A 22,856-nucleotide genomic window follows, 5' to 3' on the forward strand; every position below is an offset into this window, starting at 1 on the left:
CCGCCCCGGGTCTAAGCCTGGGGCAGCACCACCTCGAACAGGGCGCCGCCCCGGCTGCCCCGCAGGCAGCGGATGCGGCCGCCGTGAGCCTCCACCACCGCCCGCACCACCGCCAGGCCCAGGCCGCTGCCGCCGCTGGCCCGGCTGCGGGAATCGTCGCCGCGCTGGAAGGCGTCGAACAGATGGGGCAGCAGTTCTTCCGGCACCCCGGGTCCGTCGTCCTCGATCTGGAAGACAAAAGCGCCTTCCCCCAGGCGGCAGGAAATGGTGATCTCCCCCGGCTGGGCGTAGCGCCGCACATTGTCGAGCAGGGCCATGACGATCTGCCGGATGCGGGTGACGTCGCACAGCACCGGCGCCGCTTCCAGCCGCAGGCGCAGGCGGAAGCCGGCGGCCACCAGTTCCGGCTCCAGCAGGCTGGCGATGCGCAGGATTTCCGCCGCCAGGTCGCTGCGCTCCAGGTGCAGATTGAGGTGGCCGCTGTCGGCCAGGCTCAGCACCCGCAGGTCCTCGATCAGCCGCGACAGGCCTTCCACCTGGGTCAGCAGGCTGTGGAACTGCACCGGGTCCGGTTCGAAGACGCCCTCCGCCAGCCCCTGCAGACGCCCGCGCAGGATGGTCACAGGCGTGCGCAGCTCGTGGGCGATGGCCGCGTTCCAGGTGGAAAACTCGCTGCTCATGCGCTGCAGGCGCTCGGCCATGGCGTTGAAATCCCGCACCAGGACGGCGGTCTCGCCCAACGGATTGGCACCGGCCTCGGCCCGGGCATCCAGGTCGCCGTGGGCCAGACGACGCACGCTGTCGGCTACCGAGTTGAGGGGCTGCAGGATGCGTCGGGCCAGGCGGGAGGCGGTATACACGGCCCCCAGCAGCCCCACCAGGGTGACCCCGATCATCCAGCCCCATTCGGGGCCGGTGGGGGGCCAGGCATCGGGAGTGGAGGAGACCATGGCCGGATTCACCTCCATGGCCACGGCGTAGAAAATGTAGAAGCTGACGTGGATGAACAGGGTCACCCCCAGGGCCACCGCCGACATGGAGATGACCAGCTGCCGGCTGAGACCGCCGGGAAACATCAGGCATTCCCTTCCAGGCAGTAGCCGACGCCGCGCACGCTCACCGGCAGGCCGCCGACCCCGGCCTCCTCCAGCTTGCGCCGCAGCTTGCTCAGGTGGCTGTCCACAGTCCGTTCCAGGGCATCGCTCTCCGGCAGGCAGGCGTGCAGCAGCTCGCTGCGGGAAAAGACCCGGCGCGGCATGCGGGCCAGATGGGCGAGCAGGCGGAACTCGGTCAGGGTCAGGGCCAGGGCTTGTTCGCCCCGCTCGCTGCGGACGCTGACGCGGAAGGCGTCCAGGTCGATTTCCAGGGGACCGGTGCGCAGGACGCCGGCTCCCCCATTCCCCTCCCCGCCGCCCAGGGTGCGGCGCAGCACGGCCCGGGCCCGGGCCGCCACCTCGGCCGGATTGAAGGGCTTGACCACGTAATCGTCGGCGCCCATGCGCAGGGCCGAGAGCTTGTCCACATCCTGGTCATGGGCGGTGATCATGATGATGGGCGTGCTGCCGCGGCGGCGCACCTCGGCCAGCACCTGCCAGCCATCCAGGAGGGGCATGCGCACGTCCAGCAGGAGCAGGTCGGGCCGCAGGGAGAGGTGCAGTTCCAGGGCCTCCCGGCCATTGGCGGCGTGGGCGCTGCGCAGCCCCTCCCGCGCCAGATAGGCCCGCAGGATGTCGGCGATTTCCGGTTCGTCCTCGGCAACGAGGACCAGGGCCGCCGGGGAATTCACCGCCGCCTCCCATTTTCCGGGCGCAGCCGGGGTGCCGATGCTTCCGGCAATGTCCCTTTCCTTCCTGGGCGCTTCTCCATCATTTCTCCACATTTCCACCACGGATAGTCAATTTCATCCGCCTACACTGGCCCGGTCATCACTATGCCGTCCCTGCCCTTCGCAGGACCCAGCCCCAAGCCATGAAAAAAAGCTTACCGCAACTGCGGCCGTTCCTTGTTTCCCTGTTCGCCCTCACCCTGGCCGCCTGCGGCGGCGGGGAAGCTCCCCAGGAAATGCCGCCGCCCATTGTATCCACCATCGTCGTGGAAACGCGCCCGGTCCATCTCGAAGACGAGTTGCCCGGCCGGGTCAGCGCCCTGCGCACGGCGGAAATCCGGCCCCAGGTGGGCGGCATCGTGCTGCGCCGACTGTTCGAGCAGGGCGCCGAAGTGCAGGCCGGCCAGCCCCTGTTCCAGATCAACCCGGCCCCCTTCAAGGCCGAGGTGGACAGTGCCGCCTCGGCCCTGAAGCGGGCCATCGCCGCCATGGAGCGGGCCAAGCTGCAGGTGGACCGCTTAAAGCCCCTGGTGGATGCGGATGCGGTGAGCCAGCAGCTCTTCGACGACGCCCTCTCCCAGTACAACCAGAGCTCGGCCGACGTGGCCCAGGCCAAGGCAGCCCTGGCGCGCCGGCAACTGGACCTGGACTTCGCCACCATCCGCTCCCCCATCGCCGGCCGCATCGGCGAGGAGCTGGTGACCGAGGGCGCCCTGGTGGGCCAGAGCGACGCCAACCCCATGGCCCGGGTGCAGCAGATCGACCAGGTCTATGTGGATGTGCGGCAGCCGGCCTCCATGCTGGAAGCCATCCGCAAGTCCGCCGGCCAGAGCACCAGCAGCGATGGCGGCAAGGACGGCAACGTGAAAATCCTCGACGCCCAGGGCAATCCCTATCCGGTCTCCGGCCACATCCTCTTTTCCGGCATCAATGTGGATGCGGGCACCGGCGACGTGGTCATCCGCATCCGGGTGAACAATCCGGAGCGGCATCTGCTGCCGGGCATGTTCGTGCGGGCCCGGGTGCCCCAGGGCGGCGACATCCAGGGGCTGCTGGTGCCGCAGCAGGCCGTGTCCCGCTCCTCCACCGGCCAGGCCCGGGTCTGGGTGGTGGGCCAGGACGGCAAGGCCGGGGTCAAGAACGTGGAACTGGGCAAGCTGGTGGAACGCCAGTACCTGGTGCGCAGCGGCCTCGCCGCCGGCGAGCGGGTCATCGTCGAAGGCCAGGACCGGCTGCAGCCGGGCATGCCCGTCTCGGCCCAGCCCTGGGCCCTGGCCGCCGACGGCAAGACGGTGGCGCCATGAGACTGCCTGCCTTCTTCGTCCGGCGCCCCATCTTCGCCTGGGTGATCGCCCTCTTCATCATCCTGCTGGGCCTCATCGCCATTCCCCAGCTGCCCATCGCCCGCTACCCCACGGTGGCGCCGCCCATGGTCAGCATCTACGCCGTGTATCCCGGCGCCACGCCCCAGACCATGAACGACGCGGTGGTGGGGCTGATCGAGCGGGAGCTTTCCAGCGTCAAGAACCTGCTCTACTTCGAGTCCTCCACCGACACCTCCGGTTTCGCCCAGATCACCGCCACCTTCAAGCCGGGCACCAACCCGGAGCTGGCCCAGGTGGACGTGCAGAACCGCATCAAGACGGTGGAGCCGCGCCTGCCGGCCGTGGTGCGGCAGAACGGCCTCAAGTTCGAATCGGCGGCCTCCTCCTTCCTCATGTTCATCAGCCTCAAGTCCGACGACGGCCGCCACAGCGAGGTGGCCCTCAACGACTACATGGCGCGCAACATGGTGGAGGAACTGCGGCGGGTGGACGGGGTCGGCCGAGTGCAGCTGTTCGGCTCCGAAGCCGCCATGCGCATCTGGGTGGACCCGGCCAAGCTGGTCGCCTACAAGCTGTCCATGAGCGACCTGAGCGACGCCGTGACCCAGCAGAACACCCAGATCGCCCCGGGCCGGGTCGGCGGCGCCCCCACGGTGGAAGGCCAGCGGGTCACCTTCCCGGTCTCGGTGCAGGGCCAGCTGACGACCCCGGAGCAGTTCGCCGCCATCGTTCTGCGGGCCAATCCGGACGGTTCCAAGGTGGTGCTGGGCGACGTCGCCCGGGTCGCCCTGGGCGCCCAGAGCTATGGCGAATCGAACCGGGAGAACGGCAAGCTGGCCGCCGCCCTGGGGGTGCAGATGTCCCCCGGCGCCAATGCGGTGCGCACCTCGGCCGCGGTCAAGGCGCGCCTGGCCGAACTGGCCAAGACCATGCCGCCGGGCATGAGCTATTCGGTGCCCTTCGACACGGCGCCCTTCGTGCAGATTTCCATCGAGAAGGTGGCCCAGACCCTGCTCGAAGCCATGCTGCTGGTGTTCCTGGTGATGTACCTGTTCCTGCAGAACGTGCGCTACACCTTCATTCCCGCCATCGTCGCCCCCATCGCCCTGCTCGGCACCTTCACCGTGATGCTGGCCACCGGCTTCTCGGTCAATGTGCTGACCATGTTCGGCATGGTGCTGGCCATCGGCATCATCGTGGACGACGCCATCGTGGTGGTGGAAAACGTGGAGCGCCTCATGGCCAGCGAGGGGCTGTCGCCCAGGGAGGCGACCCTCAAGGCCATGAAGGAAATCTCCGGCGCCGTGGTGGGCATCACCCTGGTGCTGATCGCCGTATTCATTCCCATGGCCCTGGCCAGCGGCTCCGTCGGCGTCATCTACCGCCAGTTCACCCTTTCCATGGCGGTTTCCATCCTCTTCTCCGCCTTCCTCGCCCTGACCCTGACGCCGGCCCTCTGCGCCACCCTGCTCAAGCCGGTGGACGGCGCCCACCACGAGAAGGGCGGCTTCTTCGGCTGGTTCAACCGCATGTTCGAGCGCATGACCGGCCGCTACGAAACCCGGGTGGTCGCCATGGTGCGGCGTAGCGGCCGGGCCATGGCCGTCTTCCTGGCCATCACCGGGGTGCTGGCCCTGGGCTTCTGGCAGCTGCCGTCGGCCTTCCTGCCGGAGGAGGACCAGGGCTACTTCATCACCTCCATCCAGCTGCCTTCCGATGCCACCACGGAGCGCACCCTGGACGTGGTCAAGGCCTTCGAGGCCCATGCCGTCGGCCGTCCCGGCATCGAGGCGGTGCAGGCCGTGCTCGGCTGGGGTTTCTCCGGCTCCGGCCCCAACGCCGCCATCATCTTCACCACCCTCAAGGAATGGCACGAACGCCAGGGCGCCACCGCCCCCGCCGAGGTGATGGCCGCCCAGGAAGCCATGGGCGTGGCCCGGGAAGGCATGGTCATCAATCTGATGCCGCCGGCCATCGAGGAGCTGGGCACCTCGTCCGGCTTTTCCATGCGCCTGCAGGACCGGGCCAACCAGGGCTACGCCGCCCTCATGGCGGCCCAGCAGCAGCTGCTGGCCATGGCCGCGGAAAGCAAGCTGGTGACCGGCGTCTATCCGGAAGGGCTGCCGCCGGGCAGCAGCGTCCGCCTCGACATCGACCGGCAGAAGGCCGAGGCCCTGGGCGTCTCCTTCGCCAACATCAGCGACACCCTGTCCACCGCCATGGGCTCCCTCTACGTCAATGACTTCCCCAATGCGGGGCGCATGCAGCAGGTCATCATCCAGGCCGAGGCCCGTTCCCGCATGCAGGTGGAGGACATCCTGCGCCTGCACGTGCGCAACAACGCCGGCGGCATGGTTGCCCTGAGCGAGGTGGTGACGCCCCAGTGGAGCGATGCGCCGCTGCAGCTGGTACGCTACCTGGGCTATCCGGCCGTGCGCATTGCCGGCAGCGCCGCCCCGGGCGCTTCCAGCGGCGAGGCCATGGCCGAGATGGAGCGCCTGGCGGCGAAGCTGCCGCCCGGCTTCGCCGTGGAGTGGACCGGCCAGTCCCTGCAGGAGCGCCAGTCGGCGGCCCAGGCGCCGCTGCTGATGGCCCTCTCCATGCTGGTGGTGTTCCTGGTGCTGGCGGCCCTATACGAGAGCTGGACCATCCCCCTGGCGGTGATGCTGGTGGTGCCCCTGGGCCTGATCGGCGCCGTCTTCGCGGTGTACGCCCGGGGCATGCCCAACGACGTCTTCTTCAAGGTGGGCATGATCACGGTGATCGGCCTCTCGGCCAAGAACGCCATCCTCATCATCGAGTTCGCCAAGCAGCTGCACGAGCAGGGCATGGGCCTGATCGAGGCCGCCGCCGCGGCCGCCCGCCTGCGCCTGCGGCCCATCCTCATGACCTCCCTGGCCTTCGCCCTGGGCGTGGTGCCCCTGATGCTGGCCAGCGGCGCCAGTGCCGAGACCCAGCACGCCATCGGCACCGGCGTCTTCGGTGGCATGCTCACCGCCACCGTGCTGGCCGTGTTCCTGGTGCCGGTGTATTTCGTTTTCGTCCTCAGCCTGAGCGAACGGCTGGCCGCCTCCGCCACCCTGCAACGCCTGCGCCAGCGCTGGAACAAGGATTGACCATGCGTTTATCTCCCCTCAGCCTTTCCCTCCTCCTGGCCCTCGGCGGCTGTTCCCTGGCGCCGACGCTGCCAAAGCCGGCCCTGCCCGTGCCCGATACCTACGGCATCGCCCCGGCGGGCGAGGCGGTGGAAAATCCGGCAAACACCTCCGCCGCCGCCATCGGCTGGCGCCGCATGTTCGGCGACCCGCGCCTGCAGCGCCTCATCGAAGTGGCCCTGGAACACAACCGGGACCTGCGCCTGGCCGTGCTCAACGTCTCCCAGGTGCAGGCCCAGTACGACATCCAGCGCAGCTACCGGGTGCCCGGCGTCGATGCCGGGCTGGAAGGCTCGCGCCAGCGCAGCTCCAGCGACGGCGGCAACAGCACCGCCATCCAGGAGACCCGTTCCGCCAGCCTGGGCATCAGCGCCTTCGAGGTGGACCTGTTCGGCCGCATCAGCTCCCTCTCGGAAGCCGCCTTCGCTCGCTACCTTGCCAGCGAACACGGCCTGCGGGCCGCCCGCCTCAGTCTCATCGGCGCCGTGGCCGAGGCCTATTTCGCCGAGCGCCTGGCCGACGAGCAACTGCGCCTGACCGAACTGACCCTGGCGGACTGGCGCCAGTCCCTGGACCTGGCGCGCAAGCTGAAGCTGGCCCAGCAGAGCAGCGGCCTGGACATCGCCCAGGCCGAAGGCCAGGTCGCCACCGCCGAAGCCGATCTGGAAAGCCGCCAGCGGGCCCTGACCCAGGCCCGCAACGGCCTGGCCCTGCTGCTCGGCACGGAGCCGCCGGCGGACCTGCCGCCGCCCACGCCCCTGGCCCAACAACCGGTGCTGACCCAGCTGCCGCCGGGACTGCCGTCGGACCTGCTGGCCCACCGGCCCGACATCCAGCAGGCGGAACAGGCCCTCATCGCCGCCAACGCGGACATCGGCGCCGCCCGCGCCGCCTTCTTCCCGCGCCTGCTGCTGACCTTGTCCGTGGGCGCCATCAGCCCCTCCTTCGGCAGCCTCTTTGCCGGCGCCCACCAGACCTGGGCCTTCACTCCCCAGATCAGCCAGCCCATCTTCCAGGGCGGGCGCCTGCGGGCCGAATTGCGGCTGGCCGAACTGCGCCGCTCGGCCGCCGTGGTCGAGTACGAGAAGGCCATCCAGACCGCCTTCCGCGAAGTGCGCGACGGCCTCGCCGGCAGCGCCACCTTCGGCCGCCAGATACAGGCCCAGGAGCGGGCCGTGGCCAGCGCCGAGCGGCGCCGGGAGCTGTCCACCCTGCGCTACCGGGCCGGCCTGGACAGCCGCCTGGAACTGCTCGACGCCCAGCGCCAGGCCTACGCCTCCCAACTGGGCCTGCTGGAACTGCGGCGGGACGACATCCGCAACGCCATCGGCCTCTACAAGGCCCTCGGCGGTGGCCGTCTGGAACAGGGCTGAAGAGCGCAGCAGTACTCGATCTCCAGCCCGGCACGGCGGACAGGCCGTACGGGTGAGGCGACGCCGGCGCCTGCCGCCGGCCCAATGGCAACAAATTGTGTCCGGACTCAACGGGGCGCCGGGGCCCGGCGTTATTTCCGCCAAGGGAGACCTCCTGTCTCCCGCTGCGGAGACTGCCATGCTGACCCCCCGTTTCATCCCGCCCCGCCTCGCCCGCCTGCTGCTGGCCCTGGCCGCCACCCTGCTGGTGACGGCGCCGGCCCGGGCCGATCAATGGTCGGTACGGGCCATGCCTGCCGGCCTGGCCATCGGCATCGAAATCGGCACCCCGCCCCCGCCGCCACGCTACGAAGTCATGCCGCCGCCCCGGGGCGGCTATCTGTGGGCCCCGGGCTACTGGGCCTGGGACGGCTACAACTACGTCTGGCTGGAAGGCCGCTGGCTGCGCCAGCGCCCGGGCTACATTTACGTGCCGGGCCGCTGGGAGCAGCGTCACCAACACTGGCATTTCAACGAGGGCAACTGGCAGCCCCGCCACCACCACCATCCGGGACCCGGCTACGGCCCGGGGCCGGGGAACTGGCACGGCGGCCCGCCGCCCCGGGGCCATCATCACCGCTAGGTCGGTCCCCGCCATTACCAAAGAAAGGGGATTTACATGCTTAACTTGCCCTGGGCATTTGCCGGTAGTCCGCGCCTGTTTCGGGGGTAAAAGCCACCATGCCTGAGAGGCAACAAGGACGGCCTTCTCCGGCATGGCACGGCTAACATGCCCGTCCCTATTGCCTCCTGGGGCAATGTTATTTGCGGTCTCCAGCAGCGCGAACCCATTCCCTTTGGGGAGGGCGCTTTGCTCTCTCCGGGATGGCAGATCAAATGCGTGGTTGCCAAAGAAAAAGCCCCCGGCAAGCGGGGGCTTTTTCCATCGGCGGCGAGCGGCCGGCAAGGCCGTCCCGACGGCCTCAGAGCTGGGCCAGGCCCCGCTCCAGATCGGCCTGCAGGTCCTGCACCGCTTCCAGGCCGACGGCGATGCGCAGCAGGCCGTCGCCGATGCCGGCGGTGGCCCGGGCCTCGGCGCTGATGCGGCCGTGGGTGGTGGTGGCCGGGTGGGTGATGGTGGTCTTCACGTCGCCCAGGTTGGCGGTGATGGAGAGCAGGCGGCAGTTGTCCACCACCTTCCAGGCCTCCGGCTTGCTGCCCTTGACCTCGAAGGAGACGATGGCGCCGCCGCTCTTCTGCTGGCGCATGGCCAGGGCGTGCTGGGGATGGGAGGCCAGGCCGGGGTAGAAGACCCGGGCCACCTTGGGATGGGCTTCGAGCCAGGTGGCCAGCTCCAGGGCATTGGCGGACTGGGCGGCCATGCGGATCTTCAGGGTTTCCAGGCCCTTGGCCAGGACCCAGGCGTTGAAGGCGGAGAGGGTCGGCCCGGCGGTGCGCAGGAACTTGAAGACCTCTTCGGTGAGTTTCTTCGAGCCCACCACGGCGCCCCCCAGGACCCGGCCCTGGCCGTCCAGGTACTTGGTGGCCGAATGCACCACCAGGTCGGCGCCCAGTTCCAGGGGCCGTTGCAGGGCGGGGGTGCAGAAGCAGTTGTCCACCGCCACCAGGATGCCCTTGGCGTGGGCGATCTCGGCCAGGGCTGCGATATCGGCCACTTCCGTCAGGGGGTTGGAGGGCGTCTCCAGGAAGAACAGCTTGGTTTCGGGACGGATGGCGGCGGCCCACTCTTCCGGCCGGGTCTGGCTGGCGTAGGTGGTGCTGATGCCGAAGCGGGCCAGGATGTTGTTGAAGAGCTGGATGGTGGCGCCGAAGAGGCCGGCGGAGGCCACCACGTGGTCACCGGCCTTCAGATGGGCCATGACCAGGGACATGATGGCGGACATGCCGCTGGCGGTGCAGATGGCGCTCTCGGCCCCCTCCAGGGCGGCCAGGCGGTCCTGGAACAGGCTCAGGGTGGGGTTGGAGAAGCGGGAATAGACGTTGCCCTCCTCCTCGCCGGAGAAGCGGGCGGCGGCCTGGGCCGCATTTTCGAAGACGAAGCTGGAGGTCAGGTACAGCGCCTCGGAATGCTCGTTGAACTGGCTGCGCTCCTGGCCGGCGCGCACCGCCAGGGTTTCCAGCTGCCAGTCGTTGTTGCTGTCGATGCTCATGGGGGTTCCTTAATGACCAAGCCCGTTCGGGAAATCCGGAACGGGCCTGGTGGTTTTTTCTCTGCTCCGGTGGGCGCTCAGTGTTCGGCGTTGTTGCCCATCAGGTTCAGGTCCAGCTGCTGGGTGGCATTGCTGTCATCCTCGTTGCTGGACTTGCCCTTGCCGCCACGGCCGTTCTCCACCTTGTCCAGGTAGGCCGGCGTAATGTCGCCGGTGACGTAGGTGCCGTCGAAACAGGAGGTGTCGAAACAGGTCAGCTCCGGATTGAGGGCGCGCACGGCGGCCTTGAGGGCGTCCAGCTCCTGGTACACCAGGGCGTCGGCGCCGATTTCCTTGGCGATCTCGTCGTCGGTGCGGCCGGTGGCGATGAGTTCGCCCCGGGTCGGCATGTCGATGCCGTACACATTGGGGTAGCGCACGGGCGGCGCGGCGGAGGCGAAGTACACCTTGAGGGCGCCGGCGGCCCGGGCCATCTCGACGATTTCCCGGCTGGTGGTGCCGCGCACGATGGAGTCGTCCACCAGCAGCACCCGCTTGCCCTTGAACTCGTGGGAGACGGTGTTGAGCTTCTGGCGCACGCTCTTCTTGCGGGTGGATTGGCCCGGCATGATGAAGGTGCGGCCGATGTAGCGGTTCTTCACGAAACCTTCCCGGTAGGGAATGTTGAGGGCCTGGGCCAGCTGCATGGCGGAGGGCCGGGAGGAGTCGGGAATGGGAATGACCACGTCGATGTCGGCCGGGTTGAGCACCTGCTTCACCTTCTCGGCCAGGAACTCGCCCATGCGCAGACGGGTTTCATAGACGGAGACGCCGTCCATGAGGGAGTCGGGGCGGGCCAGATAGACGTATTCGAAGATGCAGGGGGCGTACACCGGCTTGTCGGCACACTGGCGGCTGGAGAGGTTGCGCTGCAGGTCGATGAAGACGGCCTCGCCCGGGGCGATGTCGCGCATCACCTCGAAGCCCAGGGTATCCAGGGTCACGGACTCGGAGGAGATCAGGTATTCGTAGCCCTCTTCCACCGGATTGCGGCCCATCACCAGGGGACGGATGCCGAAGGGATCGCGGAAGGCCAGCAGGCCGTAGCCGGCGATCATGGCCACCACGGCGTAGGCGCCGCGGACCCGGCGATGCACGCCGGCGACGGCGCGGAAGATGATGTCCGGATCGAGGCGGGCGCCCTTGGCGGCGGCCTGCAGTTCATGGGCCAGGACGTTGAGCAGCACCTCGGAATCCGAGTTGGTGTTCACGTGGCGCAGGTCCTGCACGAACATTTCCTCCTTCAGCACTTCAGCATTGGTCAGGTTGCCGTTGTGGGCCAGGGTCAGGCCGAAGGGGGAATTGACGTAGAAGGGTTGGGCCTCGGCGAAGTTCCAGGCGGAACCTGCCGTGGGATAACGGCAATGGCCGATACCCCAGTTGCCCGGGAGGGCCCGCATGTTGCGGGTACGGAACACGTCCCGCACCAGCCCCGGCCCCTTGTGCATGTGGAAGGTATTGCCTTCCGCCGTGGCGATGCCCGCGGCGTCCTGGCCCCGGTGCTGGAGCACCATGAGGCCATCGTAAAGGAGCTGGTTAACCGGCGTGGTCGCGACGACCCCGAGAATACCGCACATAGAACACCACCTGTCTGTTACAAAACTTGGGCCGGAAGCCGGAGGCTACCGGTACTTGATCCTTTTCGCCACCTCGTCGGGCAGCCAGGGCCTGGCCAGCAGCACCGCCGTCTCGAAGGGCGGCGCCAACTGGGCCTGGGCCCACCAGCTCGCCTTGGGCAGGGAGGTCATGCCCCCGGCGGCAAACAGCAACAACACGATCAGGGCGCCCCGGGCCACGCCGAAGACCACGCCCAGGAGCCGGTCCGCCAGGCCCAGGCCGAGGGCCCGGATCAGGCCCCGCACCGCCAGCCGCAGCAGGGCCAGCAGCAGCAGGACGCCGACGAAGACCAGGATGTAGCCGGCCACCAGGCGCCACACCGGATCGGCGATGAGGCCGGAGAGGAACACCTGGGCGGCTTCCGGACCGAAGGCCCGGGCAGCGAGGAAGCCGAGGATCCAGGCCACCAGGGCGATGATCTCGCCCACCACGCCGCGCCAGGCGCCCAGCAGCAGGGAGGCCAGGATGATGCCGATGATGGCAAAGTCCAGTGCGGTCATTGCCGGTCGTGCTTATTTCGCGGAGACGATGCCGTTGACACCGATTTTCTTCATTTTATCCAGGGCCTTTTCCGCCGCTTCCTTGCTCGGGAAGGGGCCGGCCCGCACGCGGGTCTTGGCGCCCTGGGGGGAATCCAGGTTCTCGGTGTAGGACTTGACGCCGATTTCGTTGAGCTTGGTCTGCAGCACCTTGACGTTGCCGGGGTTGGCAAAGGCGCCGATGAGGATGACGTGCTGGCCGGCCGCGGCCGCCGGCTTGGCGGCTTCGGGCTTGCCGGCACCGAGCAGGGCGGCGGCGCGCTTGGCTTCGGCCTCGGCCTTGGCCTTCTCGGCAGCGGCGGCCTTGTCGGCGGCAGCCTTCTCCGCCGCCTGCTTTTCCGCAGTCCTGTCCACGGGCTTGGCGGCAGGCTTTTCTACCGGGGCGGGCGTGGCGACGGGGGGCTTTTCTGCCGGCTTGGCAGGGGCCTCGGCGGCCGGAGCCGCGGCGACCACGGGTGGCGGCGTCGGTTCGGTTCTGGCCGGGGCGGCGGGCTTGGCCGGCGCCGGCGGCGTCAGGGCCTGGGGATTGAAGGCGGTCTGGTCCTGGCCGGGGATGCGGATCTGCACGTCGGGGGTGGGCGGCGGCGGCGCCTGGTCCATGACCATGGGCAGCACGATGGCGGCGAACGTGACGAAGGCCACGGCCCCCACCAGGCGGCGCCGGGCACGTTTTTTCAGTTGCAGTTGTGCGTCACTGTCCGTCACTTGCATGCCCGAAGCACCTTTAGCTGGGGGTTTGACCCGGTTGGCGATGTCGCTGGCCCACATGGGGCAGCACACCGGCCACCGTATGGAAGGATCCGAAAACCAGGATTCTATCATTCTCGGCAGCCTGCTTCAGGGCTGCCTGCCATGCGGCGTAGGGGGAATCGTGGCAGTGCACCTCGCCGCCAAGGCCGGCCACGGCCTCCGCCAGCTGCACTGCAGAGGCGCCCCGGGGCACCGCCAGGTCGGCCAGCAGCCAGGTATCCACCTTGCCCTTGAGGGCGGCCAGGGTGGTGGCGATGTCCTTGTCGCCGAGCATGCCCACCACCGCGTGGGTGCGGTTGTAGAAGCCCATATTGCCCAGGTTGTCGGCCAGCACCTGGGCCGACTGGGGATTGTGGGCCACGTCCAGGACCACCGCCGGCTGGCCGGGCAGTACCTGGAAGCGGCCGGGCAGCTCGGTCTCGATGAGGCCGGCGCGGATGGCGCCCATGGAAACGGGCAGACGGTCCTTGAGGTATTCCAGGGCGGTCAGGGCGGCGCTGGCGTTGGCCAGCTGGGCCGTGCCGCGCAGGCCGGGGAAGGCCAGGGCGCGGCGCTGCAGGGCCTCGCCCTGGCGCAGCCAGTAGCGCCATTGCAGGCGGTCCTCGGCGCTTTTCTCGAAACCGAAGTCGCGGCCGATGAGTTTCAGCTCGGCACCGATGGCGGCAGCGTGGTCCAGCAGGGACTGGGGCGGCTTGGCGTCGGCGCAGATGGCGGGCTTGCCGGGGCGGAAGATGCCCGCCTTTTCCCGGCCGATGTCTTCCCGGGTGGGGCCCAGCCAGTCGGTGTGGTCCAGGGCGATGCCGGTGACCACGGCCACGTCCGGCTCGTAGATATTCACCGCGTCGAGGCGGCCGCCCAGGCCCACTTCCAGGACGATGGCCTCGACCCCGGCGGCGGCGAAGACTTCCCAGGCGGCCAGGGTGCCGAATTCGAAATAGGTCAGGGCCTCATCGCCCCGGGCCGCTTCCACCCTGGCAAAGGCGGCGCACAGGGCCTCGTCCGCCACCGGCTGGCCGTTGAGGCGCACCCGCTCGTTGTAGCGCAGCAGATGGGGGGAACTGTAGGAGCCCACCTTGCAGCCGGCCCGGTCCAGGATGTTCTCCAGATAGGCGCAGACCGAACCCTTGCCGTTGGTGCCGCCGACGGTGACGACCGGGCAGAACTCCGTCTGCCCCAGGGCCGCCTTGACCCGGGCCACCCGCTCCAGGCCCAGCTCGATGCCGGCCTGGCCCTTGGGATGGAGGGATTCGAGATGGGTGAGCCAGTCGGACAGGGTGGTGGGGGATGACATAGAAAGGCTAGCCACAGAGGACGCAAAGATCACAGAGGAAAGTCATAAGCACCTACCCGGGAAGGCAAGAGGGACGCGGACTTCGGCCATGGCAGGCTGAAGAATGGCGTCCCTGTTGCCTCCCGGGGCACAGGCCCACACAGTTTTCTCCGCCCTTACGCACGGAGCGGAAACTCTCTGTGTTCTCTGTGCCCTCTGTGGCAAAAAAGATTTTCAGGCAGCCGCCGGCAGCTTCTGCAGCAGGGCCAGCAGCTGGGCGATCTTGTCGCGCATTTCGCGGCGGTCCACGATCAGGTCGATGGCGCCCTTTTCCAGCAGGAACTCGGAGCGCTGGAAGCCTTCCGGCAGCTTTTCCCGCACCGTCTGCTCGATCACCCGGGGACCGGCAAAGCCGATCAGGGCATTGGGCTCGGCGATGACCACGTCGCCGAGGAAGGCGAAGGAGGCGGAGACACCGCCCATGGTGGGATCGGTGAGCACGGAAATGAAGGGCAGGCCGGCTTCCGACAGCTTGGTCAGGGAAGCGGTGGTCTTGGCCATCTGCATCAGGGAGAACAGGCCTTCCTGCATGCGGGCGCCGCCGGAGGCGGTGATGCAGATGAAGGGCACGTTCTGCTCCAGGGCCACCTGGACGCCGCGGATGAAGCGCTCACCCAGCACGGAGCCCATGGAGCCGCCCATGAAGTTGAATTCGAAGCAGGCCACGACCACGGGCAGGGTCTTGATGGCGCCCTGCATCACCACCAGGGAATCGGTCTCGCCGGTGTCTTCGGTGGCGTCGTTGAGGCGCTCCGGATAACGGCGGCTGTCCTTGAACTTGAGGCTGTCCACCGGCAGCACTTCGGCGCCGATCTCGAAACGGCCTTCCGGGTCCAGCAGCAGGTCCAGGCGTTCCCGGGAATTGAGGCGGTTGTGGTGGCCGCACTTGGGGCAGACGTGCAGGTTGCCTTCCAGGTCGGTGGCGTAGAGCACCGCCTCGCAGGACGGGCACTTGCGCCACAGGCCTTCCGGCAGGTTGGACTTGCGCGGCGCGCCTTCACGCTTGATCTTCGGGGGCAGCAGTTTCTGCAACCAGCTCATGGCGTTCTCCGGTACTTTTTTAAATTCGGGTTGGCCACAGAGGGCACAGAGATCACAGAGTTAAAAACAATTCCTGGACAACGCGACAGGGCCTGATCAAAAGCCCTCGCGGCATGACTGTCCTGTCGGTTTTACTCTCTGTGTCCTCTGTGCCCTCTGTGGCTAAAAAATTACTTGCTGGCGGCATCCACACCGCGGCGGATGTCGGCCACCAGGCCCTTGACGCGGGCCACGGCGTCATCCGGGTACTTTTCCATTTCCTCGATGATGCGGCTGCCCACCACCACGGCGTCGGCCATGCCGGCGATGCGCTTGGCCGTTTCCGCATCGCGGATGCCGAAGCCGACGCCCACGGGCAGGCCGGTGGCTTCGCGGATCTTGGGAATGCGTTCGGCCACTTCGTCGAAGTTGAGGGCGCCGCTGCCCGTCACCCCCTTGAGGGAAACGTAATAGACGTAACCCCGGGCCAGCTGGCCCACCTGATTGATGCGGGCATCGGTGGAGGTGGGAGCGAGGAGGAAGATGGTGTCCAGGTCCCGGGCGTTCATGGCGGCGCAGAAGGCGGCGCTTTCCTCCGGGGTATAGTCCACCACCAGCACGCCGTCCACACCGGCCTCGGCGGCGGCGGCGACGAAGGTTTCCATGCCCATGGCCTCGATCGGGTTGGCGTAGCCCATGAGGACGATGGGAGTCTCGCCGTCCTTCTCGCGGAATTCGCTGACCATGGCCAGCACCTGGCGCAGGCTGACGCCCTTGGCCAGGGCCCGCTCGGAGGCGCGCTGGATGGTGGGGCCGTCGGCCATGGGATCGGAGAAGGGAACGCCCAGCTCGATCACGTCGGCGCCGGCTTCCACCAGGGTGTGCAGCAGGGTGACGGTGAGGGCCGGATGGGGATCGCCGGCAGTGATGAAGGGAATCAGGGCCTTCTTGCCCTGGGCCTTGAGCGCGTCGAAAGTCTGTTGAATGCGGGACATGGGGCGGGCTCTCAGAATTGGATGCCGGACTTTTCGGCGACGGTGTGCATGTCCTTGTCGCCGCGGCCGGAAAGATTGACCAGCAGGATCTTGTCCTTGGCCAGGGAGGGGGCCAGCTTGGCGGCATAGGCCAGAGCGTGGGAAGACTCCAGGGCGGGAATGATGCCCTCGAAGCGGCACAGGTCATGGAAGGCCTGCAGGGCTTCGCTGTCGGAAATGCCCACGTATTCGGCCCGGCCCGAATCCTTCAGCCAGGCGTGCTCGGGGCCGACGCCGGGGTAATCGAGGCCGGCGGAGATGGAGTGGGTCTCGGTGATCTGGCCGTTCTCGTCCTGCAGCAGGTAGGTGCGGTTGCCGTGCAGCACGCCGGGGCGGCCCTTCTGCAGGCTGGCGGAATGGCGGTTGGTATCCATGCCCTCCCCCGCGGCCTCGACGCCGATCAGCTTGACGCTCTCATGGGGAATGTAGGGGTGGAAGATGCCCATGGCGTTGGAACCGCCACCGACGGCGGCGATCACCGCGTCGGGCTGGCGCCCGGCCATCTCCGGCATCTGCACCAGGGCCTCCTTGCCGATGACGGTCTGGAAGTCCCGCACCATCATGGGATAGGGATGGGGACCGGCCACGGTGCCGATGATGTAGAAGGTGTTCTCGATGTTGGTGACCCAGTCGCGCATGGCTTCGTTGAGCGCGTCCTTGAGGGTCTTGGAGCCGGACTCCACGGGCACCACGGTGGCGCCCAGGAGCTTCATGCGATAGACGTTGGCGGCCTGGCGCTTGACGTCCTCGGAGCCCATGTAGACCACGCACTCGAAGCCGTAGCGGGCAGCCACGGTGGCGGTGGCGACACCGTGCTGGCCGGCGCCGGTCTCGGCGATGACCCTTGGCTTGCCCATGCGCTTGGCCAGCAGGGCCTGGCCGATACAGTTGTTCACCTTGTGGGCGCCGGTGTGGTTCAGGTCTTCCCGCTTCAGGTAGATCTGGGCGCCGCCCAGCAGCTCGGACCAGCGCTTGGCATGGTAGATGGGGCTGGGACGGCCCACGTAGTGCTTCAGCTCGTAGTCGAACTCGGCCTGGAAGGCAGGATCGGTGCAGGCGTGAGCATAGGCCGCCTTCAGTTCTTCGAGGGCGGCAATGAGGGTTTCGGAGACGAAGATGCCGCCGTAGGGGCCGAAGTGGCCGGAGGCGTCGGGCAGGTTGTAGGACATGGTAGGACTCCAGAAGACGAACGTTGAGAAGGACGGGGACTGCTTAGTCAGCCGCCGTCTCTCAGGTGTGGTCCGCCAGGTGGTGGCGCCAGTGAGTGCGAGTATGTCCGCCCGGTTTCTTGCGCATAAATCAGTTCGTCAAATCAATCGTTGTCGGCACTGCGAACGGCGGCGATGAAGGCCCGGATCTTGGCGGCATCCTTGATGCCCTTGGCCGCTTCGACGCCGGAGGACACATCCACCGCCGCCGGGCGCACCCGCCGTACCGCCTCCGCCACATTGTCCCCGTCCAGGCCGCCGGAAAGCACGATGCTCTGGGCCAGGCCGGCCGGGATGAGGGACCAGTCGAAGGTCTTGCCGCCGCCGCCGTAACCATCGACGAAGGCATCCAGCAGGATGGCCCGGGCCGAAGGGTAAGCAGCCGCGTATTGTACCAAATCCAGATCGGGCCTTACGCGGGCCGCCTTGAGGTAGGGCCGCAGGTAGCGCCGGCACTGGCTTTCCGTCTCGTCGCCGTGGAATTGCAGGACCTCCAGGGGCACTTTGGCCAGCACGGCCTCCACCTGGGCCGGTTCCGGGTTCACGAACAGCCCCACCGCCGCGACGAAGGGCGGCAGCCGCCGGGCCAGTTCCGCCGCCCGTTCGGGCGTGACGTAGCGCGGGCTGGGCGGGTAGAAGACGAAGCCGATGGCGTCGGCGCCGGCGGCCACGGCGGCATCCACGTCCGCCTCCCGGGTCAGGCCGCAGATCTTGATGCGGGTCTTGGTGCGGGCATGGGTGGCGCTCGTCATGGTTCCAGGCTCCAGATTTGGGGCAGCACCGTGGTCTCCGGCAGGCCCCAGTGGGGTTCGTAGCTGACGCCGGCCAGGTAGAGGCCGGAGGGACTGAAGGTGGGGGCCGCCAGGCGCCGGTCCCGGGCCGCCAGCAGTTCGCCGATCCAGGCCGGCTCGTGCTTGCCCTTGCCCACATAGACCAGGCTGCCCACCAGGTTGCGGATCATGTGGTGCAGGAAGGCGGTGGCCTCGAAGTCGAACACTACCAGCTCGCCCTGGCGGCTGACCCGGGCCTGTCGCAGTTCCTTCACCGGCGTCTTGGCCTGGCACTCGGCGGCGCGGAAGGTGGAGAAATCGTGTTCTCCCAGGAGCAGGTCGGCGGCCTCCTGCATTTTCGCCACGTCCAGGGGAAGATGGAACCAGCCCACCCGGCCGGCGGCCAAACCCGGCCGCACCGGGCGGTTGAGCAGCAGGTAGCGGTAGCGCCGCCCCCGGGCGGAGAAGCGGGCATGGAAATCGGCGGGCACGGCCTGGGCCCAGCGCACGGCGACGCCGTCGGGCAGATGGGAATTGACGCCCCGCACCCAGGCCGATTCGGGCCGGGACACGGGCGCGTCGAAATGCACCACCTGGGACGTGGCATGGACGCCCGTATCGGTGCGGCCGGCGCAGGTGGTGGCCACCGGCACCCCGGCAATGGCGCCCAGAGCCGCCTCCAGGGCATCCTGCACGGTGCGACCGCCGGGCTGGGTCTGCCAGCCGTGGAAGGCATTGCCCTCGTACTCCAGGCCCAGGGCGATGCGGCCCGGGGTGGTGGCGGAAAGAATAGTGGATTCGCTCATGGCAACCACAGCGGAGAGGCAAGCAGGACGAGGATGCCGAGGCCCATGCCGGCGAGAAGCAGGCGGTCAGGGCCTGCCAGGGGATGCAGTTCCACCTCCAGGATGCTTTCCTGCTCCTGGGCCGGCATCTCCAGAAAACGGCGCCAGTCCTGGCCCCGGGGCCAGGCTTCGGCGGAATCCACGTGCCGCATCACCAGCAGCAGGCGGGCAATGCCCCGCTCCGGCGCCAGCCCCAGATAGCGCAGGGGCTGCAACAGGGTCAGCAGGCCCTGGGCCAGGGCCGCCGGCCGGGTGGTGTGCAACAGCCAGGAGACGGCCAGCAGCACCGTCGCCAGGCGCAGGCACTGTTCCAGACCGAGGAACACCCCTTCCCGGGAAGGGCTCCAGGCGTGGTCGTAGAGGGGCGTGCCCGGGGTGCCCAGGGCGAAGACGAGAAAGAGGGAAAGCAGCAGCCAGCGCGTGCGCCGCAGCAGGGTGCGGCAACGCCCGGCCACGCCGTCGGCCCGCAGCAAAGGCAGGACCAGGGCGGCCGCCAGGAGCGCCGGCAGGGCCTGGGCCGCCAGGGCCAGGAGCAGGCACAGCAGCAGGCGTACGGCCGGATGACGGGCGGAGGGTGTCGCCGGCATGGCAGCGGGCAAGGGCGAGGCGGAACGGTTCAAGAAGAGGACCAGGGGGTGCGAAGCCCGCACTGTAAAACAAATGCCGCAGCCGGGATACCCGGGCTGCGGCATGGAGGGGGCGGAACGACGACGGCGCTCAGCTGCCGACGCGCTCCATCAGGGTGCGGGCCACGTCCTGCTGTTCGGCATTGCCTTCGCCGAGCACTTCCTGCAGCAGTTCCCGTGCCCCTTCCAGATCACCCATTTCTTCATAGGCCTTGGCCAGATCCAGCTTGGTCGCCACTTCCTGCCAGCGGGCATCGTCGCCCTCGGCATCGGCAGCCTGCTCGGCTTCCAGCTGAGCCTCCAGCTGGGCGCCCAGTTCCGGATTGACCACGGTTTCGGCGGAGTCGAAGGACGGAGCCGGTGCAGCACTCATCTCCTCCATCGCCAGCTCGGGCATGACCACGGTTTCATCCGCCGCCGGCGTCAGGGTGGTCTCGGCCGCGGCTGCAGCCAGGTCATCCAGGCTGAGGGCTTCATCGGCAACTTCCGGCAGCACCACGGTGTCGTCGGCGGCACTGGCGGCCGGCTCGGCAGCCGGCGCGGGTGCCGCATCCAGGTCCAGATTGATGCTGGAAAGATCGAAGGCGCGGGGCGCCTCTTCCACCGGCAGGGCCTCGTCATCCAGCTGGATGTCCAGGTCGCCGCCAGGAGCTTCCGCGGTGATGGAAACAGGCTCTTCGGCGCCGGCCCCCAGATCGAGGTCGAAGTCGATGATGTTGTCGGCAGGAGCCGCCGGGGCTGCCTCAGGGGCCGCTTCCGGCAGCTGGAAGTCCAGCACTTCGGGCTCGGCAGCGGCGGCCGGGGCGGGCTCGGCCGCGCCCAGATCCAGGTCGAAGTCCATGGCGCCGGGCAGGGCGGCTTCAGGTTCGGCGGCGACGTCGGCAGCGGCATCGGCCTGGGGCGCGGCAGGAGCCTCGAGACCCAGGTCGAAGTCCAGGCTGACCAGATCGGGCACCGGCTCGGCCGCCGCTTCCTGGGGCGCTTCCACCACCGGCAGGGGCTCCGCTTCGGCAGCGGCTTCAGCCAGCTGGGACAGGGTGCCGGGCATGGTCACCGTGTCCTTCAGCTGCTCGGCGCCGACGATCATGGTGGCATCGGGATCGAAATCGGCAGCAGCAGCCGCGGTCGCCGCGGGCGCCGGGTTGCCGCCGTAGAGCGGGTTGGCCGGGTCCAGCTTGGCGCCCATGGCGGCAGCCTTTTCCCACTCGGCGCCAACGCCGCCGGTCTGGGCGTAAAGCTCGCTGGCCAGGGTTTCGAACTGCTTGACGGCCTTGCGGTTGGCGTAGATTTCCAGCAGTTTGACGTGGATGGCAAAGCGCTTGGGATCCTTCTGCATGGCTTCGAGAAGGATTTCCTCGGCCTGGGCATCCCGGCCGTAGGCCATGTACACATCGGCTTCGGCCACCGGATCCACTTCGTCGGTATCGATGGTGCCGGGGCCGGCCTGGCTGAAATCGGTGGCCGGGGTGTTGGAGGTATCCACGCTCTGGCCGCCGGTGCTCTTGAACACGGAATTGGCGCCCAGGCTCGGCTGGGACAGGGAGCTGGTGGGCGGCAGGGTGGCCTCGCCGGCGGGAGCCTGGCGACGGCGACGGACCACGGCCAGTGCGCCGAGGCCGGCGATGGCGACCAGGCCGCCGCCCAGGAGGGGCAGGTTGTCCAGCAATTCATCCACCAGGCTGGGTTCTTCCACCGGGGCCGGCGGCGGCACCACCACCGGCGGCTTCGGTGCCGGCGTGGGCTCAGGCTTGGTTTCCGGTGCAGCAGCTTCGGCCGGCTTTTCTTCCGGCTTGGCGGCCTCGGCGGGCTTGGCTTCCTCGACCTTGGGCGGTTCGGGCTTGACCTCGGGCTTGGGCGGTTCCACCGGCGCCGCTTCGGCAGGCTTGGCAGGGGCGGCGGCGGGCAGCGGGGCCGCTGCGGCCGGCTTGGCCGCGGCCTGCTTCTGCAGATCGGCCAGGTTCTGGTTCTTCAGTTCCAGCAGCTTCTGCAGTTCGCTGACGTTCTTCTCCAGGGCCGCCATGCGTTCATTGGCGTCCTTGAGGGCCTTGTCCTTGGCAATCAGGTCCTCTTCGCTGGCCTTGCCGGCACCGGCCTTGCCCGTGGCCGGACCTTCGGTCTTGGCGACCTTCACCTGGTCCTTGGGCGCAGCGGCCGGTGCCGCCTTGTCTTCCACCTTGGCGGTGACGCGGCCGGCAACGGCCTGGGTGGCGCCGTCGTCCTTGGGCGCCTCCTGGGCCACGGCCCCGGCCAGCTTGCGGCGGTAGGCATTCCAGTCCGAGGACTGGGCGAAGACGATCTTGCGCGCCTCGCTCTCGGAGACAGCAGCGACGGACTCCTTGTCCGGCACCGCCAGAATCTTGCCGGCCTTGAGGCGGTTCATGTTGCCGCCGTCAAAAGCCTCCTTGTTGGCCCGATACAGGCCCACCAGCATCTGCTCCAGGGAGACGCCCTCGTGCACGGTCTCGCCGGCAATCTTGCGCAGGGTGTCGCCCTTCTTCACCTCGACGCTGCCCACGGCAGCAGCGGGCTGCTCAGCGGTCTTTTTCTCGGCGGCGGGCCGTGCCTCTGCCACCGGCTTTTCTTCCGCCGCCACCTTGGGTTTGCGGCTGGCAGTCACCTTGGCAGGTTTCTCTTCCACGGCCCGGGCGGCCGGCTTTTCTTCCACGGGCGCCAGAGGACGGGTTTCAAGACGGGGAGGCTGCTTGGCCTCGACCGTGGACACCTGGGCACCGCCCTTGATGGCCATTTCCGGCGGATCGAGGAGGAAGGTGTATTCGCGCACCAGGCGGCCGGAGGGCCAGCTCAGCTCCAGCAGCATGTCCACGAAGGGGTCGTTGATGGGCTTGTCCGAACTGATGCGGATGACCGGCTGGGCGCCCTTCTGGTCCAGGGAAAATCTGATGCCGAGCAGGGTGGAAGCGTATTCGATGCCGGCCTGGGCAAAGGCATCCTGGGAGGCCAGGCGGGCCGTCATGTTGGACAGTTCCGCCTTGGTGGCGGAGACCTCCACTTCGGCGCGCAAGGGCTGCCCCAGACCGGAATAAACGGTGATCTTTCCCAACCCTGCCGCATCCGCCGCGAAAGGCATACACGCAAGCGCGGTTGCCAGGAGCGAGGCACGAATTTTCATATTGGTATCTTTAGTTTTGGCCACGGCGCCACCCTGAGCGTCGATTTTGGAAGAAATAAAATAACATCAGCAAGTTAGCCATGCAAGCTAATCTTTATTCTAATGTAGTTATCCCTTTTG

General features: G+C 68.2%; 18 protein-coding genes. 4 read left to right on the plus strand and 14 right to left on the minus strand.

Features of this window, described 5'->3' with window-relative positions; all coding sequences use genetic code 11:
* Positions 1–11: 11 nt before the first annotated feature.
* Together AC3QLZ_RS04890 and AC3QLZ_RS04895 are read right to left on the minus strand one after the other, a co-directional pair.
* Positions 12–1,076: an ATP-binding protein gene (locus AC3QLZ_RS04890; protein ID WP_152088886.1), complete on the minus strand. Its 1,065-nt coding sequence runs from the start codon at positions 1,074–1,076 to the stop codon at positions 12–14.
* Complete coding sequence (locus AC3QLZ_RS04895) at positions 1,076–1,786, minus strand: response regulator (RefSeq protein WP_492783431.1); 711 nt, start codon at positions 1,784–1,786, stop codon at positions 1,076–1,078. Before AC3QLZ_RS04895 ends, AC3QLZ_RS04890 begins: the two co-directional genes overlap by 1 nt.
* A 182-nt stretch (positions 1,787–1,968) precedes the next feature.
* On the opposite strand from AC3QLZ_RS04895, the gene AC3QLZ_RS04900 reads away from it, so the two are divergent.
* The 4 genes from AC3QLZ_RS04900 (at position 1,969) to AC3QLZ_RS04915 (ending at position 8,300) form a co-directional block, all read left to right on the plus strand.
* Positions 1,969–3,129, plus strand: coding sequence for an efflux RND transporter periplasmic adaptor subunit (locus AC3QLZ_RS04900; RefSeq protein ID WP_492783432.1), 1,161 nt, complete (start codon positions 1,969–1,971; stop codon positions 3,127–3,129).
* Positions 3,126–6,266, plus strand: a complete 3,141-nt coding sequence (locus AC3QLZ_RS04905) for a multidrug efflux RND transporter permease subunit (protein WP_492783433.1) — start codon at positions 3,126–3,128, stop codon at positions 6,264–6,266. Before AC3QLZ_RS04900 ends, AC3QLZ_RS04905 begins: the two co-directional genes overlap by 4 nt.
* Before the next feature lie 2 nt (positions 6,267–6,268).
* On the plus strand, positions 6,269–7,678 hold the full coding sequence (locus AC3QLZ_RS04910) for an efflux transporter outer membrane subunit (RefSeq protein ID WP_492783434.1): 1,410 nt from the start codon (positions 6,269–6,271) through the stop codon (positions 7,676–7,678).
* A gap of 178 nt (positions 7,679–7,856) precedes the next feature.
* Complete coding sequence (locus tag AC3QLZ_RS04915) at positions 7,857–8,300, plus strand: hypothetical protein (protein WP_492783435.1); 444 nt, start codon at positions 7,857–7,859, stop codon at positions 8,298–8,300.
* A 340-nt stretch (positions 8,301–8,640) separates the two neighbouring features.
* Here AC3QLZ_RS04915 and AC3QLZ_RS04920 read toward each other — a convergent pair whose 3' ends face one another.
* From AC3QLZ_RS04920 to AC3QLZ_RS04975, 12 genes are all read right to left on the minus strand, one after another.
* The gene (locus AC3QLZ_RS04920) at positions 8,641–9,828 is read right to left on the minus strand and encodes an O-succinylhomoserine sulfhydrylase (RefSeq protein WP_492783436.1); all 1,188 of its coding nucleotides are present in this window, start codon (positions 9,826–9,828) and stop codon (positions 8,641–8,643) included.
* A 77-nt stretch (positions 9,829–9,905) separates the two neighbouring features.
* On the minus strand, positions 9,906–11,444 hold the full coding sequence (purF, locus tag AC3QLZ_RS04925; RefSeq protein WP_014238198.1) for an amidophosphoribosyltransferase: 1,539 nt from the start codon (positions 11,442–11,444) through the stop codon (positions 9,906–9,908).
* A gap of 45 nt (positions 11,445–11,489) precedes the next feature.
* The gene (locus tag AC3QLZ_RS04930) at positions 11,490–11,984 is read right to left on the minus strand and encodes a CvpA family protein (protein WP_014238199.1); all 495 of its coding nucleotides are present in this window, start codon (positions 11,982–11,984) and stop codon (positions 11,490–11,492) included.
* A 12-nt stretch (positions 11,985–11,996) separates the two neighbouring features.
* Positions 11,997–12,734 (minus strand): SPOR domain-containing protein, encoded by a 738-nt coding sequence (locus AC3QLZ_RS04935; protein ID WP_492783437.1) that lies wholly within the window; start codon positions 12,732–12,734, stop codon positions 11,997–11,999.
* 13 nt (positions 12,735–12,747) lie between these two features.
* Positions 12,748–14,064: a bifunctional tetrahydrofolate synthase/dihydrofolate synthase gene (folC, locus tag AC3QLZ_RS04940; protein WP_205229932.1), complete on the minus strand. Its 1,317-nt coding sequence runs from the start codon at positions 14,062–14,064 to the stop codon at positions 12,748–12,750.
* Positions 14,065–14,277: 213 nt separating this feature from the next.
* Entirely contained in the window at positions 14,278–15,144 is an 867-nt protein-coding gene (gene accD / locus AC3QLZ_RS04945) for an acetyl-CoA carboxylase, carboxyltransferase subunit beta (RefSeq protein ID WP_014238202.1), read from the minus strand.
* Between the two features lie 170 nt (positions 15,145–15,314).
* Positions 15,315–16,118: a tryptophan synthase subunit alpha gene (gene trpA / locus AC3QLZ_RS04950; RefSeq protein WP_205229933.1), complete on the minus strand. Its 804-nt coding sequence runs from the start codon at positions 16,116–16,118 to the stop codon at positions 15,315–15,317.
* 11 nt (positions 16,119–16,129) lie between these two features.
* Positions 16,130–17,326, minus strand: coding sequence for a tryptophan synthase subunit beta (gene trpB, locus AC3QLZ_RS04955; RefSeq protein ID WP_014238204.1), 1,197 nt, complete (start codon positions 17,324–17,326; stop codon positions 16,130–16,132).
* 143 nt (positions 17,327–17,469) lie between these two features.
* On the minus strand, positions 17,470–18,117 hold the full coding sequence (locus AC3QLZ_RS04960) for a phosphoribosylanthranilate isomerase (protein WP_014238205.1): 648 nt from the start codon (positions 18,115–18,117) through the stop codon (positions 17,470–17,472).
* Entirely contained in the window at positions 18,114–18,941 is an 828-nt protein-coding gene (gene truA, locus AC3QLZ_RS04965) for a tRNA pseudouridine(38-40) synthase TruA (protein ID WP_492783438.1), read from the minus strand. The genes AC3QLZ_RS04960 and truA overlap by 4 nt, the downstream gene beginning before the upstream one ends.
* Positions 18,938–19,600 carry a CbiQ family ECF transporter T component gene (locus AC3QLZ_RS04970; protein ID WP_492783439.1) on the minus strand — a complete coding sequence of 221 codons (663 nt, stop codon included), beginning with the start codon at positions 19,598–19,600 and terminating at the stop codon, positions 18,938–18,940. The genes truA and AC3QLZ_RS04970 overlap by 4 nt, the downstream gene beginning before the upstream one ends.
* A 97-nt stretch (positions 19,601–19,697) precedes the next feature.
* On the minus strand, positions 19,698–22,667 hold the full coding sequence (locus AC3QLZ_RS04975) for a motility hub landmark protein FimV (RefSeq protein ID WP_492783440.1): 2,970 nt from the start codon (positions 22,665–22,667) through the stop codon (positions 19,698–19,700).
* Positions 22,668–22,856: the final 189 nt, after the last annotated feature.

Source organism: Azospira sp. MPR-LB4 (assembly GCF_058809525.1).

Excerpts from the sequence above, each read along its gene's own strand:
- AC3QLZ_RS04890 (WP_152088886.1), bottom strand. The coding sequence starts at position 1,076 with ATGTTTCCCGGCGGTCTCAGCCGGCAGCTGGTCATCTCCATGTCGGCG.
- AC3QLZ_RS04900 (WP_492783432.1), top strand. The coding sequence starts at position 1,969 with ATGAAAAAAAGCTTACCGCAACTGCGGCCGTTCCTTGTTTCCCTGTTC.
- AC3QLZ_RS04905 (WP_492783433.1), top strand. The coding sequence starts at position 3,126 with ATGAGACTGCCTGCCTTCTTCGTCCGGCGCCCCATCTTCGCCTGGGTG.
- AC3QLZ_RS04910 (WP_492783434.1), top strand. The coding sequence starts at position 6,269 with ATGCGTTTATCTCCCCTCAGCCTTTCCCTCCTCCTGGCCCTCGGCGGC.
- AC3QLZ_RS04915 (WP_492783435.1), top strand. The coding sequence starts at position 7,857 with ATGCTGACCCCCCGTTTCATCCCGCCCCGCCTCGCCCGCCTGCTGCTG.
- AC3QLZ_RS04920 (WP_492783436.1), bottom strand. The coding sequence starts at position 9,828 with ATGAGCATCGACAGCAACAACGACTGGCAGCTGGAAACCCTGGCGGTG.
- purF (WP_014238198.1), bottom strand. The coding sequence starts at position 11,444 with ATGTGCGGTATTCTCGGGGTCGTCGCGACCACGCCGGTTAACCAGCTC.
- AC3QLZ_RS04930 (WP_014238199.1), bottom strand. The coding sequence starts at position 11,984 with ATGACCGCACTGGACTTTGCCATCATCGGCATCATCCTGGCCTCCCTG.
- AC3QLZ_RS04935 (WP_492783437.1), bottom strand. The coding sequence starts at position 12,734 with ATGCAAGTGACGGACAGTGACGCACAACTGCAACTGAAAAAACGTGCC.
- folC (WP_205229932.1), bottom strand. The coding sequence starts at position 14,064 with ATGTCATCCCCCACCACCCTGTCCGACTGGCTCACCCATCTCGAATCC.
- accD (WP_014238202.1), bottom strand. The coding sequence starts at position 15,144 with ATGAGCTGGTTGCAGAAACTGCTGCCCCCGAAGATCAAGCGTGAAGGC.
- trpA (WP_205229933.1), bottom strand. The coding sequence starts at position 16,118 with ATGTCCCGCATTCAACAGACTTTCGACGCGCTCAAGGCCCAGGGCAAG.
- trpB (WP_014238204.1), bottom strand. The coding sequence starts at position 17,326 with ATGTCCTACAACCTGCCCGACGCCTCCGGCCACTTCGGCCCCTACGGC.
- AC3QLZ_RS04960 (WP_014238205.1), bottom strand. The coding sequence starts at position 18,117 with ATGACGAGCGCCACCCATGCCCGCACCAAGACCCGCATCAAGATCTGC.
- truA (WP_492783438.1), bottom strand. The coding sequence starts at position 18,941 with ATGAGCGAATCCACTATTCTTTCCGCCACCACCCCGGGCCGCATCGCC.